This is a genomic window from Paenibacillus sp. JT22N12 (assembly GCF_056269365.1).
In genome coordinates this window covers 271198-284618 of sequence record NZ_JBWDNU010000004.1, presented here as the reverse complement: position 1 = coordinate 284618, position 13421 = coordinate 271198, and the positions used below count along the sequence as shown (strand labels likewise).

The 13421-nt window shown below is 55.2% G+C and carries 13 protein-coding genes; 3 read left to right on the top strand and 10 right to left on the bottom strand.

Features of this window, described 5'->3' with window-relative positions; translation table 11 throughout:
* Window positions 1-148 precede the first annotated feature (148 nt).
* Together AC0YOA_RS16900 and AC0YOA_RS16895 are read left to right on the top strand one after the other, a co-directional pair.
* Window positions 149-664, top strand: coding sequence for an RNA polymerase sigma factor (locus AC0YOA_RS16900; protein WP_475787580.1), 516 nt, complete (start codon window positions 149-151; stop codon window positions 662-664).
* The gene (locus tag AC0YOA_RS16895; RefSeq protein ID WP_475787579.1) at window positions 645-1856 is read left to right on the top strand and encodes an anti-sigma factor; all 1212 of its coding nucleotides are present in this window, start codon (window positions 645-647) and stop codon (window positions 1854-1856) included. Before AC0YOA_RS16900 ends, AC0YOA_RS16895 begins: the two co-directional genes overlap by 20 nt.
* Here the strand turns inward: AC0YOA_RS16895 and AC0YOA_RS16890 are convergent, their stop codons facing one another.
* The 6 genes from AC0YOA_RS16890 to AC0YOA_RS16865 form a co-directional block, all read right to left on the bottom strand.
* A complete protein-coding gene (locus AC0YOA_RS16890) occupies window positions 1857-2459 on the bottom strand; it encodes a response regulator transcription factor (protein ID WP_475787578.1) in 603 nt (200 codons plus the stop codon). It lies immediately after the preceding gene.
* Window positions 2460-2474: 15 nt separating this feature from the next.
* Complete coding sequence (locus AC0YOA_RS16885) at window positions 2475-3596, bottom strand: sensor histidine kinase (RefSeq protein ID WP_475787577.1); 1122 nt, start codon at window positions 3594-3596, stop codon at window positions 2475-2477.
* A gap of 1 nt (window position 3597) precedes the next feature.
* Window positions 3598-4353, bottom strand: coding sequence for an ABC transporter permease (locus AC0YOA_RS16880; RefSeq protein ID WP_475787576.1), 756 nt, complete (start codon window positions 4351-4353; stop codon window positions 3598-3600).
* 12 nt (window positions 4354-4365) lie between these two features.
* Window positions 4366-5262, bottom strand: a complete 897-nt coding sequence (locus AC0YOA_RS16875) for an ABC transporter ATP-binding protein (protein ID WP_475787575.1) — start codon at window positions 5260-5262, stop codon at window positions 4366-4368.
* Between the two features lie 598 nt (window positions 5263-5860).
* Window positions 5861-8260: a glycoside hydrolase family 15 protein gene (locus AC0YOA_RS16870; RefSeq protein WP_475787574.1), complete on the bottom strand. Its 2400-nt coding sequence runs from the start codon at window positions 8258-8260 to the stop codon at window positions 5861-5863.
* A gap of 210 nt (window positions 8261-8470) precedes the next feature.
* Window positions 8471-9283, bottom strand: coding sequence for an MmyB family transcriptional regulator (locus tag AC0YOA_RS16865; protein WP_475787969.1), 813 nt, complete (start codon window positions 9281-9283; stop codon window positions 8471-8473).
* Window positions 9284-9520: 237 nt separating this feature from the next.
* On the opposite strand from AC0YOA_RS16865, the gene AC0YOA_RS16860 reads away from it, so the two are divergent.
* The gene (locus AC0YOA_RS16860) at window positions 9521-10459 is read left to right on the top strand and encodes an NADP-dependent oxidoreductase (protein WP_475787573.1); all 939 of its coding nucleotides are present in this window, start codon (window positions 9521-9523) and stop codon (window positions 10457-10459) included.
* Window positions 10460-10610: 151 nt separating this feature from the next.
* On the opposite strand, the gene AC0YOA_RS16855 is transcribed toward AC0YOA_RS16860, so the two are convergent.
* The 4 genes from AC0YOA_RS16855 to AC0YOA_RS16840 form a co-directional block, all read right to left on the bottom strand.
* Window positions 10611-10949, bottom strand: a complete 339-nt coding sequence (locus AC0YOA_RS16855) for a DUF1801 domain-containing protein (protein WP_475769706.1) — start codon at window positions 10947-10949, stop codon at window positions 10611-10613.
* 165 nt (window positions 10950-11114) lie between these two features.
* Window positions 11115-11549 carry a YciI family protein gene (locus tag AC0YOA_RS16850; protein ID WP_475787572.1) on the bottom strand — a complete coding sequence of 145 codons (435 nt, stop codon included), beginning with the start codon at window positions 11547-11549 and terminating at the stop codon, window positions 11115-11117.
* 17 nt (window positions 11550-11566) lie between these two features.
* Complete coding sequence (locus tag AC0YOA_RS16845) at window positions 11567-12826, bottom strand: RNA polymerase sigma factor (protein WP_475787571.1); 1260 nt, start codon at window positions 12824-12826, stop codon at window positions 11567-11569.
* Entirely contained in the window at window positions 12823-13257 is a 435-nt protein-coding gene (locus AC0YOA_RS16840; protein ID WP_475787570.1) for a YciI family protein, read from the bottom strand. Before AC0YOA_RS16840 ends, AC0YOA_RS16845 begins: the two co-directional genes overlap by 4 nt.
* Window positions 13258-13421 lie beyond the last annotated feature (164 nt).

The window sequence follows — 13421 nt, the reverse complement described above, 5'->3', positions numbered from 1 at the left end:
CTTTTTGTCAATTTCTATTTCTGAGGGAAGAAACCTGCAGCACCGCCAAAGGATGTCGACAACCGTTTGTTGCTTGTGTAACTTTTATGATCTTGCTAACGTGGTACTAAGTGAAGCATCAAGCAGTGGTGTAAGGAGGAAAGCGCTTGTGACAGCGGGCTTGGATGATTTATACCGCCAGCATATGAATGACATTTACCTTTATCTATATAAACTATCTGGAGACAGGCAGACCGCTGAGGATCTCACCCAGGAAACTTATTTTCGCGCTTTCCGATTTCTGGAATCCTATACCGGAGGCAAGGTCCGCCCATGGCTGTTCAAGGTAGCGTATCATGCTTTCATCGATTGGCACCGCAAGAAAGCCCGACGCCGCGAGCTTCCCCTGGTTATGCAGCCTGAAGCCACTGGTCCGCCAGACAGCGATCCCGAGAGCAGAATGCTTGAGCAGGAATTGCATGAGCAATTCGAGACTCTTGCCCGGGAGCTTCCGCACAAACAGCATCAGTCGCTGCTGCTGCTTTACTATCATCAGCTTACCTATGAGGAAATCGCCCAGGTTCTGGGTATCCCGCTGGCCGATGTCAAGATATCGATCTACCGCGGCAGACAAAAATTACGTCAGTTATGGAGGAAGGATAACGATGACCCAACCATCCGATGAACAATTGAACAGCAGGATCGCGGCTTATTTGCGGGGGGAGCTTACAGGGGAGGAGGTCAATCTTCTGCGTAGTGAGCTGGAACAAAACGAGACCTTTGCCGGCCAACTGGAGCTGCTGCTGCTGGGACCGCCTCCCGGCGAAACGGAAAAGCCAGAACATGGCGGCATGCCCATTGCCATGCAATCTAACATCATCCGCCGCAGCAAGTGGCAGAGCCGGTTCTCGGTTGTTTCGATCACCTTTACAACGCTGGCTGCCATTTTCCTTGTATCCGTTTTGTATGGGTATTCCAATGTTTTCTTCGCCACCCGCTGGTTTGGTCCGGATGCCCATGCCATGATCCGGGTCACCAGCGATGTCATTTCATTCACGAAGCCTGGCATCAAGGTCGGCAATTCAGCAACCGGAAGCGCGCTGCTCACGTTCACAAGCGATTATGAGCTCCGGGAGCAGGTGGGCAGAGGCGAGAATACCGTCGGCTATTTCCGGGAAAATTGGTTTTTTGCCAAGGTATCGAGCCGATATGACTGGTCAGGCGGCCAGCATGCCCTTCCCTTCTTTTTCCGGTACCCGACAGAAGGCACCGACCCGGATCCTCAACCTTCGAGCGGGAATGGATGGCTGACGCTGGAGAAGCTTCCGGAGGGAACCGTCTCCCAGCTTGCCGTCTCGTTCCGGCATTTGCTGACACATGACGAATATTTCGCGATCATCAAAAAATACGACCTCGACACCATCTGGTTCGCCGTCGATACAGGGGTGGAAAGCAAGCTGTCCGCAAGCAATCCGCTGCTGGGCTCGGGCCTTGTGTTCGGTTATGCTCCAGATGCGCTGCCGTACGGAGATGAAGATAATCCGGGCAGCTATACAATAGAAGACAACGCGGAAGGCGAACGCCGCGCGCAGACCTATTTGAGGGAGATCCGTTATCTGCTTGACCACGGAAGGCTGACAGAGGCGCTGCTGCGCAATAATGCGCAGAACCCGCAATTCAAAGCAGCGAACCTGGAGGACCGCTACAGCTATTTGATGAAAAACGGCGTCAAGCTGTACGGCGCCGTATTGACCGGCCCGACCAAGGAACTGCTCAAGCTCAAACAGGAATCCGAGCTGGCCACTCCCCTGGTGGGGTCTACGGACTGGTGGAACTGGGACCAGCAGCAGGCGATCGGCGTGGAATACAGCCATTAATTAATCCAGCCAGCCATTCTTCCGGGCAATTCCGATCGCATCGATCCGGTTTTTGGCCTCCAGCTTCTGGATCGCTTCCGACAAATAGTTCCGTACCGTTCCGGATGTTAGAAATAGCTTGCCTGCCATATCGACCGCCGATAATCCTTCCGCGGCAAGCTTCAGCACCTCGCGCTCGCGTTCGCTGAGCGGGTTCTCCGCTTCCCAGAATGTCATAGCAAGCTCGGGGCTGACTGCCCGGCCGCCTTGATGGACGCTGCGGAGCGCTGCGCCCAGCTCATCGATCGGCGAATCCTTGAGCAGAAAGCCCTGTACACCGGCACGCATCGCGCGCTGAAAATATCCGGCCCGCGAGAAAGTCGTCAGAATGACCACCCGGCAGGAATGCTTTTGCGCCTTCAGGCGTTCGGCCACGTCAAGCCCCGTCAGCTTCGGCATCTCAATGTCCAGGATGCACAGATCCGGTACAAGCGACTCGATCATGGAGAGCGCCTGCTCGCCATTTTCCGCCTGGCCGATCACCTCAATATCGTCCTCCAGATCAAGCAGCGCGCTCAGTGCCCCGCGCAGCATGGCCTGATCCTCCGCCACAATGACTTTCATGGTTATTAACCCCCTTTATTCCATCGATTTGGTAACCCGCGGCACTGTGAAGGTTACAGAAGTGCCGCTGCCTTTGAATGGCGCGAAGCTCAAGTCGCCCTCGACCAGCTTAAGCCGCTCCTTCATGCCGTTCAGCCCGTTCCCGTCAGTGACCCCCGCAGCGGGGTCGATGCCGCGGCCGTCATCGGAAACTTTAAGATGAAGCAGATCCGGCTCCCCCGTCCATTCCACCGTGCATGTTCTCGCCTTGCTGTGCTTGACGATGTTCGTGACCGCTTCGCGCAGGCACATGCCCAGAATATTGTCGGCAAGCGGTGATGCCATGCTTTCCGCGAGCTCGCCGCGAACCTCAAGCACAATATCTGCCGCAGCCAATATTTGTTTCGCGTTTACCAGCTCGTCCCGGACCGTTACGGCGTTCATCCCGGATACCAGCTCCCGCACCTGCTTCAGCGCCGCCCGCGAGGTGGCGTGAATATCCTTGACCTCCTGCGCGGCGCGCTCCGGATTCTTCACGATCAGCCTCTCCGCAAGCTCGCTCTTGAGCGTGATAAGAGACAGGGTATGACCCAGCGTATCATGCAGATCGCGGGAGATCCGCTGCCGCTCCTCGTTCTTGGACAACCGCGCAATCTCCTCGTTCGCCAGATTGAGCTTTTCCCGCAGCTCAAATGATTTTTGGCCCATCCGCAGCGCAAAAGGCAGGAAGAGCATGACCAGCATCGCAGGTACAATCTGGATCATGTCATTAGCGCTCAGGTACAGCTGATAGTACAATCCCACGGCAAGGAACAGCGAAACCATTGCGCCCATCCCAACGTACATCTGCTTCCTCGACGATATCAATCCGATGATGGGGGACGGATAGAAGGCCATATAAATGAAGCCCGCATTATACCGGTAGCAGAACAGCCCTATAATGATAAGCTGCAAAAACACAGAAATAAGCCTTCCCCGGTTCACTCTTGAACTGTAGAGATACAGGGCCGTAAATACGGCAAGGACAAGGAGTCCGATTACAAGCTCCCCGACGGGACGGCTAAACAGCTCGGTAAGCGGAAACGCCAGGTAAAACAAAAAAACAAATGAAAAGTAAAGGGGCGGCCCTTTACGGGGCCGCACGGCCGATCGCTTCATATTACACCGCTTCCCGTTTTTTAATGATATAAGAGGATAATACCATAAATACCAGCACATACGCTGCCAATATCAGGATACCGCTCCAGTCCAGGGAACCTCCGGCCACCAGATTCCAGGCTCCCTGGCCAAGCCGGAAGGTCGGCGTGAATCGGGCCAGATTCTGCAGCTCTGCCGACATCGTGGAGGTCGGCATCCACAGACCGCCCAGCACCGAAAGCCCCATATACACGATCATGCTGATCACCTGTACGACATCCGCATTCTTGATCGTGCCCAGCAGCGTGCCAAGCGCCATGAAGGAAAAGCCGCCGATCCATATCCACAGACCGCTTTCGATCCAGACGGCCGGGGATAAATCGATGCCCTTGGCAATCCCGCCGATGATGAACATCATGGAAATAATAATCAGATTAATGAACGCCTGTGCCGCCACCTTGGAGAAGATATAGGACCATGAGGGCAGAGGCGTAATATGCAGCAATCTGATCCATCCTTGAGAGCGCTCCTTGGAGATCCGCTGGGAAAAGGACATGAGGCTTGCCCCGATAACCCCGTATACCGTCATGGACATGAGATAGTACGAGCTGAAATCCACACCTCCGACCGTTGTATCGCTTCCCATCGCACTGGTGAAGATAAAGAAGAAAGCTACCGGCATGATGACCGAGAAGAAAACAAACCGTTTATTCCGTGCCGTGCGAATCAGCTCCGCTTTGCACTGCGCCCACGTTGCCCGCATACTTGTGTTTTTCATTATCAATCTCTCCTATCGTTGGGTGGTTTGCTGAACAAGCGCCTGAAAAGCATCCTCAAGTCCGCCGCTGGCAATTTCAATATCTCGCATATCGATCCGTTTCTCTACAAGGGCGGCGATCAATCGGTCCGTATTGCCGCTGAACAGTCTGACCTTCCGTCCGCTCCACTGGATATCCGTGACTCCCGGCATTGCCGCCAGCGAATCCGGGGTGACGGAGGCTCCGGCAGTGAACGTTATCACACGGCCAGTTGTTTCCGCCTTGATCTCGCTTGGCGTGCCATCGGCGATCAGCTTCCCGTTATTGATGACCACAATCCGGTCGGCTACACTGTCCGCTTCCTCGAGATAATGGGTCGTCAGCACAATAGTCCGGCCTCTTCCCGCCATGGCGCGAATCGTATCCCAGAAGAGCTGGCGCGAGGAGACATCCATCCCGACTGTCGGTTCGTCGAGAAACAGCACCTCAGGATCGCCTGCTACAGCCAGCGCGAAGCCGAGCCGGCGCTGCTGTCCGCCGGAGAGCGCCGTGGCCATCTTGTTCTTCTCCTCCTCTAGGCCGGAAATCCGCAGCAGCTGCTCAAGCGGCAGCGGCTTCTCGTAATAATGACGGAACAGCTCTATCGTTTCATACACTTTCAGATTATCGATGACGCTGACATCCTGCAGCATCGCGCCGATCTGGTCGCGGATCCGCGGGTCCCGGGGATCTCCCCCAAGCAGCTTGACACTGCCGCTGGTCGGCTGATGGAGGCCAAGTATCATGGAGACCGTTGTTGTCTTGCCTGCGCCGTTGGGGCCAAGAAGCGCCACTACGCTGCCTTTCTCAATCGTCAAGGATAACCCGTCGACTGCTTTCTTCCCTTTATAAATCTTCGTCACCTGATCCAGCTGAATGGCTGCTGTCATGGACTCCCACCCCTTATTCCTTGTTTGCAGCAGGCCTTGTGCTGCGGCCTCTTTGTTGATTTCATCTTACCAAGACGTGATGCCGGCAGGTATTCACGAATGTAATGTCTTGCGCATGACAAATGTCATACGGGTCGGATTCATCAGGGAGGGAAGCAGTGCGGTCAGGAGGAAGCGAATTTCTTTGAATGGAATTTGACATTATTAATAGAATGTGATATATTATAAATCTATATGTAGTGTAACCTCATGGTTTTCCCCGATTTAGTTTTAGTTAAGATGGTTATCCTCCCATCCAGTTAACACATTCCTTTTATCACGGCTGCTTTAAGGAACACGGATTCAAACTGGCGCGGTCATTGGAACCGCAAGGACGACTGAGAGGTAAGGGCTTTCGTTGTTTTCGTGCAAGTGAATCGAAGACCACTAAATGTTACGCTATTATATACATCGCATATGCGCTCCGCTGAATCGATCGATCGGTTTGACGGCGCAGGCTAAGCGACTAATGCAAATGACCCCCGCTGATTAATCAGCGGGGGTCGACTAATTTTCAGGGGCTTCATCCTGACGATGAAGGGCAGGGCGGAGAATCGTCTTAACGATTCTCCGCCAAAGGATGCCTGATCCATATCGTAAAATCCGCGTTCTCCCAGGTCCGGGAGTCCGTCCAGTAGAAAGTGAACTCCACGCCCGTCAGCTTGTCGCTGGCGGATAAGGGGATATCAAACCAATAAGTCCCGAACCCGCTGCCCCGCATCTCATCATCATGTACGGTATGCCAATTATCCATGCTCCAGTGAATGCGCGCCTGAGCCAGAACCTCGATCCGCAGAGGCTCGCCCACATTCGTCGAGCTGACCTTATGATTGAAGCGCCAGACGTTGCGCAGCGCAGGCGGCCCGTCCTTATAACGCTCGGCAACGATCGGCACGCGGTCGAATAATTGATCATCCTGCAGACTCCGCAGCAGGTTGAGATATTCCGCATGAGCCCATACCAGCGGCATAGCGGAGCCAGTCGGCCTGCCCCTGTGCAGTCCCTTGTCCGGAATGTCCGGAAGGGTCCACAGCTGTTCGGGCAGCAGCTTATTACCGGCGGCGAAATCCTCAAGGGCGCGCGCCAGACGCTCCGCCTCCGCTTTGTTTCCCGCTGCCAATTCATAGTGCGCCCGTTCTCCCGTAAGCAGGGGCCATGCCTGTCCGACCCCGTAGCCCTGGAAGGGATCACCGTTCTCATGCTCGCCGTAGCCGTCATGATTATACCGGTACCAGCTCGGCCCGGCGGGCAGCTCCACTTTAATTACCTTATCCACCACCTGCACAGATTTCAGGATATGCGGATCATGGGGCGGGCGTATGCCGTAATCGACCAACTGCAGGAATCCCGCATCCACCACATCATCCACCGGGAACTCGCTCTGCACATCCGGCGCCAGATTGCGGATCGGGATTTTGCCTTGATGGGGACTATCGTGATCCGGATTGCCGACCACAACCGTGTTCAGCCGCTCGTAATGAGCAGGCAGCTCCGGATCGAGCAGGCTGTTCGTCGTATAGGTCCACGCATCCAGATTGCTCGCCCACCAATCTGCAACCTCTGTCAGATAGACGGAATGCTCCCGTTCGCCTCTGGCATCAGCCAGATCGGCAGCGCAGATCAGCGCCGTGATCATGGCCGCAAGCGTCGAAGGGGAATACCCGCCGTCCTCTTCCCACCGCTCCTGCCCGGTCACCGGCCCCTGCCGGATCAGAAAAGCCGCTGCTTTGAACACCATCGGCCAAGGGTCGAAGCCCTCCAGCGCATTTCGTTCACTCAGCCGCCAGGCGAGAATAACCGGAAAAGCCGTCTCATCCAGCTGAATGCCGTCCCAGAAAGGGCGTCCGTCAATCCAGTTGTTCTGATGCCAGCCCCCGCATTCCTGCTGAATTCCGGCCAGGTAGAGCAGGATCGCCCGGGCGCTCTCCACATCGTCAATCGCCAGATGGCCCGTTGCCGTCTGTACCAAATCCCGCGGCCATACCAGATGGTAACCGCCCGTTTGCCCGTCCGCCGTGCTTGTCTCCCCCCATGGGAAGGACAGCGAAGCGATCGTCCCGCCGGGATGGAGCTTGTCCTGGTGGCTCAGCAGCACTTGAACGCTCGAACGGAATAATGCCCCGTCATCCCCCGTACAGACGGATAAATTACGAATAGACTCCGTTCGTTTTTTCCACTGATCCACATAGGCCGTGTAGCAGTTCTCATAGCCTGCCTCTATCGTGGCATAGGCCTGGCCTGCCGCTTCCTCCTCCGTCTTCCCGAAGCCGAAAACAAGCGTAAACATCCCATCCTCCGGCAAATCGATCTGTCCTGTGAGCACAACATTGCCGTCCGGGGCCGAATCAAACTCATTCGTCATTCTATAGTTTGCGGCGATATCCTGCCAGCCGTCGGAGGTACCGGCATATCCGACCGAGCGTTTGCTGAAGCCGGAGGAGCACATAACGGCAAGCGTGATGGAGCCGCAGGAAGCCAGCAGCAGAGGATTACCCCGATATTCGCCGATCCGCGCGTCATTGTGGTAACCCTGATTTCCTATATGCGGGGAGGTCAACGCGAACAGCGAATAATCCGCAAGCTTTCCCTCCAGGGGAATGAAGCGGACCTGCTGAATCAGCGTATTTCGGGAAGGATCCGTGATCACATCCTTGGTAATCTCATACCGTCCCGAGAGGCAGGTGTTCGTAATCCGGAAAGCGGGCGCCCACAGATCCAACCGCTCCATTTTATGCCTGGTACCCGACTTCTCCTCAGAGAAAAATCCATCTCCCGCAACCACGAACTGCGTATCTTTTATATTTGCCGTATCGACCTGCGGATAATAAACCTCATTCATTATCCCTTGCGAAAAAGTGAACCATACCAGCGATTCGGGACTTGCCGCGGTACCCACACCGGATTTGGCCCCTGTCGTCCAGGTCGGACGCTCCCCGGGTCTGCCGAAGGCTTCATTCATCTGCAACAATCCCCCTGCATTCTTATTGTTGTCCGCGCACATTCCAACTAATGATTATATTTTACCCCTGCAGGGCGGCCGTAAACTGCCCGTCCATGCTGCGTGAGGACTGCTCATTTTAGCATCGACAAAAAAAGCATCCTGATCGGACGCGCGCTTGGAGAACAATTTAAGATAAAAAGCAGCTTCAGCCCTCTTCGAATCGAAACATCACACGGCAGGACAACCTAAGCGGGCAAACGCTTGACGCGCCGGTTCGTCAACCGGCAGGAAAACTCCAATTCCTGGATACATGCTGCTGCCGGCGGAAAGAAAGACTTGCCTGTAACGGATCGGAACTAACCCGCCTGCGCTTTCCGTTCTGGCTAATATGTTTCTGGAGTGGTTTTCTTGGTGTTCCGGAGTCTTCGGCTCCATATTCCAATACTTATCGGTATCGCCGTATTGATGGAATTTTCGAATCAATCTTTGATACCAGTCATCGTGTCGGGAAAGCAGATGGTTCCTCTTGAAAGCTTGTATCCCGTTGATGGCATGCGATTCCCACTGTTCAAACGATGCTGCATCGTAAGTGGAGCGAGCCCGTATGGGGAGATCGGAATTGAAATGAAAATCGATTAGATTCATGCGGTTCTCATAAAATAAATCGCGGGGGATATCAAATAAATCGCGGAATGGTTCATTAAACTCCTTGATATCCAACGTCGGGGTTACGATCATGGCTGGAAGAGATAAATTTGCCATCAATTGATGCGCCTGCTCCAGAGCAAGCTCCAGGGATCTTCCCGCCATTTCGGGCAGGATCGGAAGATATCCGGCAGCTGCGAGCAGATCATTGCGCTCATCGGACGTGCATTCAAGATATTCGGCAATACGAAGCATCGTTTGACGATCCGGCAATCTGTGCGAACGTCCAACCAGCAGGTTTTTATACGTCAGGCAGGCCTCGTCGTTCAGCTCCTGCTGCGTGAATCGTTTTAACGAAGGATGGGATTGATCGGCATATTGACGCTGGCGCTTCATACGAAGCGTTTCGATTTCTCCCAATGCGGCTTTCAGCCATTTATGCTGCGGGCTCCGGTTTCCATGCACGACTTTCCCCCCTCATTCGGGCTCAGGTGTAGTTTTACACTTGGGCTAAATGTTTTACTAAAGTATACTTCTCCATAAAACCGAGGTCAATTTAAGCTCACTGGAGCATGGATGACTATCGGATAAAGACGTATTCTCTATTGTTAGATCAGAATAGGAGGAAGCAATATGAAAGCGGTCGTTATGGTCGATTACGGGACTCCCGAGTTTCTGCAGGAACAGGAAACAGCCAAGCCGGAGTTGAAAGAAACGGAGGCGCTTGTGGAAATGTACGTAACGACGGTCAATTCCGGGGACCATCTTATCCTCTCAGGGGCGTTCCGGAATATCATTCCCCTCCGGTTTCCGCATGTTCTTGGTATTGAAATCGCCGGCGTGGTGAGAGAAGTCGGAGAGAAGGTTAAGCATGTGAAGCAGGGCGACCGTGTCATAGGGCTGACTGCAGCCGGCGGAGGCTATGCGGATTATGCGGCAGTGGATGAGAGGGGACTCGCAGTTATCCCGTCTATGCTTTCGTTCGAGGAAACCGCCGCGTTACCGGCTGTCGGGTTGACCGCATGGCAGTCATTGTTTCAGTACGGCGAGCTGCAGCCGGGACAGCGCATTCTGATTCACGCAGGCGCTGGGGCTGTGGGTCATATTGCCGTTCAACTGGCCAAGCAGCACGGGGCTTACGTGATTGCCACGGCGCGTGGCGACAATCAAGAATTTGTACGGCAGTTGGGGGCTGATGAGGTGATCGATTACGTCACAACCGATTTTGCAGAAGCTGTCAGCCCGGTAGATATCGTGCTCGATATGGTGAGAGACGGCGGAGAAACGGAGCGGAAAAGCTACACGGTATTGAAGGATGGAGGAAAGCTTCTATCCCTCGTATCCCCGTCAATCAGCGGGAATCCGCGCATTCGCGGCATCGAAGCCCAGTTTGTCCGCCCAGAGCCGAACAACAACGATTGGTCATCCCTTATGCGCAATGTCCAGGAACAAAATCTGAAGGTGCACATTGAGCGAATTTTTCCATTCAGCGCCGAGGGAATTGCGGAGGCGCATCGCGCGAGCGCAGCCGGCCGTAAGAAAGGTCAGCTGCTGATTGCACGGAATCCGTAACCGCTTGAACCGTTCATACCCTGCTCAGCTTCGATTCCGGCTGATTGCCAAATGAAGAAAACGGCAACAGCAGCATATGCTCCCGCCGCCAGGTGGGAGCTATTTGACGCTCATCTTGATTCCACATCAGATAACCGGCTCATCAAAATATTTATAACGTCGACGACGCCTGGCTGACCAGGGAGGACAGCATCTCGGCATCGATCGTTTGCCCCTGCCGCAGCTTGATCGTTTTCCTCTCCGGCGGCCCGTCGAAGCCCGCAGGAAGCGCAAGCTCCGCCGTGTTGAAGATCGTGAAGCTTACCGCGTCCTTCGACGTCGAGATGACAGCCGCATATTTGCCGTTTTTCAAGAAATGGGGCTTCTTATACTGAATCCGCTCATGAACATCCGGAATCGCCCCGTGCACAACCTCGCGCAGGCTGGCGCATAGCTGCCCCTGCCACGGCTCCTTCACCGCTTCTATAAAATCCGTTACTTCCTGGTTCATTTAAGACTCTCCTCTGCAAGATGTAATGTGTCAATATTTCTTACCGCAGGGTAATCAGCCGCTTTCACTAATGTAGTTAAAGAGTGGTTTACCTACAGAAATCCGTCTCCTATCTACACAACGAATGGAAGACCGTAAAATCGACAAAACCGGAAAAATAATGTTTTAACTTTTTTTCAGCATGTCGATCTGGCTGTGCAGCTCGTCCTCCAGGACCCGCATTCTCGGATCCTGTGCCGGCGTCCGGCGGTCAAGGAGCTGGCGCAGCTCGATTACACCCTCGCCATAGCCGTGAGGATCCGGGACACGCAAAGCCCATTCAATCGCTTCCTCTTCGGATTTCACTTCGATGAGCGTAAATCCCGCCACCAGCTCGTTCACCTCTGCCAAAGGCCCCGAGGTTACGGAGGGTTGGCCGCCGGGCCTGGAAAACGACATTCGCAGTCCGCTTGAGCTCGGATACAGCCGCTCGGCAGCCAGCAGCACGCCGGCCTTCTCCAGCTCTTCGTGATAGGCGTTCATTGCATCGATGCTTTCGCGGCTTGGCCGGACACCCGCCTCCGAGTGTCTGGTCGCTCTCGTCATCAGGATAAATCTCATAAGTATTCCTCCTCCCATTATCCTCCCGATTCGCATTCAGCGGCACGCCTAAGCAGCAGCTCGCGCTCGCGTTCATTTCTCGTCAGCGATGCCGCGCGCTCAAACTCATCCCTCGCTTCCTCCCGGCGCCCCAGCTTGACCAGGAGATCGCCCCGAACGCTCGGCAGTAAGTGGTATTCCTTTAATGCCGGCTCGGAAGTCAGCTCGTCAACGAGCTGAAGGCCGAATGCCGGCCCGAACGCCATCGCAATGGCCACCGCACGGTTCAGCTCGACCACCGGCGACGGCATCACCCGCGACAGCGCTTCATAGAGCGCGGCAATTCGCGCCCAATCGGTCTCCCCGGCAGTACGCGCTCTGGCATGGCATGCGGATATCGCTGCCTGCAGCGCATACGGGCCGAGCGGGCGGTCGAGCGTCTGGGCACGCTTGAGCGCAGCCAAGCCGCGGCGGATCAGCAGTTGATCCCACAGCGCCCGGTTCTGGTCCATAAGCAAAACCGGCTCGCCTGTGGGGCTTACCCGGGTTTTGAACCGCGACGATTGAATTTCCATGAGGGCAACCAGGCCGTGAACCTCCGGCTCCGCTGGCGCAAATTCCGCAAGGACGCGCCCCAATCTCAGCGCTTCCTGGCAGAGCAGCGGGCGTATCCAGCTGCTTCCCGACGTTGCCGCATAGCCTTCGTTGAACAGAAGATAGATGACCTCCAGCACCGTCGCAAGACGTTCCTTGAGCTCACTGCCGGATGGAACTTCGAATACAGCCCCGGCTTCCCGAAGCGTCCGCTTTGCGCGGACGATCCGCTGCGCGATGGTCGGTTCAGCGGCGAAGAAGGCTCGTGCAATTTCATCGGTTGTAAGCCCGCCCAGAAGGCGAAGCGTCAGAGCAATCCGAGCCTCGCGGGACAGAACCGGATGGCAGGTCATAAAAATGAGACGCAGGAGATCGTCGCCGATCTCCCCGTCCATCGCAGCTTCCAGATCATCTTCTGTGTATAAATCGGCGCTGCGTCCGACCTCCTCATATTTCCGGTCGCGCAGCTTGCTCCTTCGCAAAAAGTCGATCGCCCGCCGCTTGGAAGCAGCCATAAGCCAGGCGCCGGGGTTGTCCGGTATTCCGGAATCCGGCCACCGTTCGAGAGCGATGACGAGCGCATCCTGCGCGAGATCCTCGGCGAGTCCCACGTCGCGCACCATTCGGGTCAACCCCGCGATAAGCTTCGGCGATTCAATACGCCATACAGCATCGATTGTCCGGTGGGAAGCGGAGTGCGTCACGGCCTGCTGCGCCTCTCCATTTCCTCACGCAGCGCATCATGATCCGCCAGCAGCTCCGGATTTTCCGTCAGCTCCGGGCCCTCGAATACTTGGCGAAGCTCGATCTGTCCCTCGCCGAAGCCGTGAGGATCCGGCATGCGCATCGCCCATTCAATGGCTTCTTCCCTCGATTTGACCTCAATCAGCGTGTAACCGGCGATCATCTCCTTCGCCTCGGTGAACGGTCCGTCCAGCACCTTTGGCTTGCCGCCCGGCTCCGGATAAGAGATCCGGATTGCGCTTGAGCTCGGATGCAGACCATCGGCAGCAAGCAGCACGCCGGCCTTTACCAGTTCCTCGTTATACCGCATCATCGCTTCGAACAGCTCTTCGCTCGGCATTACGCCGGCTTCTGAATCCTTTGTGGCTTTGACGATCATCATAAATCGCATACGTGGTATGCCTCCTCTTATTTTTGCTAAAGCCTGCTGTACCACCCGATTCGGGCGGTTTAACCTGCCTCTATATAGACGACGAACGAAAGACGAACGGATCGACATGCGGTTTAATAAATTTTTTTCGGCGGCAAGCAGCGGTCATACGTCACGGGTACGCG

Excerpts from the sequence above, each read along its gene's own strand:
- AC0YOA_RS16895 (WP_475787579.1), top strand. The coding sequence starts at position 645 with ATGACCCAACCATCCGATGAACAATTGAACAGCAGGATCGCGGCTTAT.
- AC0YOA_RS16890 (WP_475787578.1), bottom strand. The coding sequence starts at position 2,459 with ATGAAAGTCATTGTGGCGGAGGATCAGGCCATGCTGCGCGGGGCACTG.
- AC0YOA_RS16885 (WP_475787577.1), bottom strand. The coding sequence starts at position 3,596 with ATGAAGCGATCGGCCGTGCGGCCCCGTAAAGGGCCGCCCCTTTACTTT.
- AC0YOA_RS16880 (WP_475787576.1), bottom strand. The coding sequence starts at position 4,353 with ATGAAAAACACAAGTATGCGGGCAACGTGGGCGCAGTGCAAAGCGGAG.
- AC0YOA_RS16875 (WP_475787575.1), bottom strand. The coding sequence starts at position 5,262 with ATGACAGCAGCCATTCAGCTGGATCAGGTGACGAAGATTTATAAAGGG.
- AC0YOA_RS16870 (WP_475787574.1), bottom strand. The coding sequence starts at position 8,260 with ATGAATGAAGCCTTCGGCAGACCCGGGGAGCGTCCGACCTGGACGACA.
- AC0YOA_RS16865 (WP_475787969.1), bottom strand. The coding sequence starts at position 9,283 with ATGAAGCGCCAGCGTCAATATGCCGATCAATCCCATCCTTCGTTAAAA.
- AC0YOA_RS16860 (WP_475787573.1), top strand. The coding sequence starts at position 9,521 with ATGAAAGCGGTCGTTATGGTCGATTACGGGACTCCCGAGTTTCTGCAG.
- AC0YOA_RS16855 (WP_475769706.1), bottom strand. The coding sequence starts at position 10,949 with ATGAACCAGGAAGTAACGGATTTTATAGAAGCGGTGAAGGAGCCGTGG.
- AC0YOA_RS16850 (WP_475787572.1), bottom strand. The coding sequence starts at position 11,549 with ATGAGATTTATCCTGATGACGAGAGCGACCAGACACTCGGAGGCGGGT.
- AC0YOA_RS16840 (WP_475787570.1), bottom strand. The coding sequence starts at position 13,257 with ATGCGATTTATGATGATCGTCAAAGCCACAAAGGATTCAGAAGCCGGC.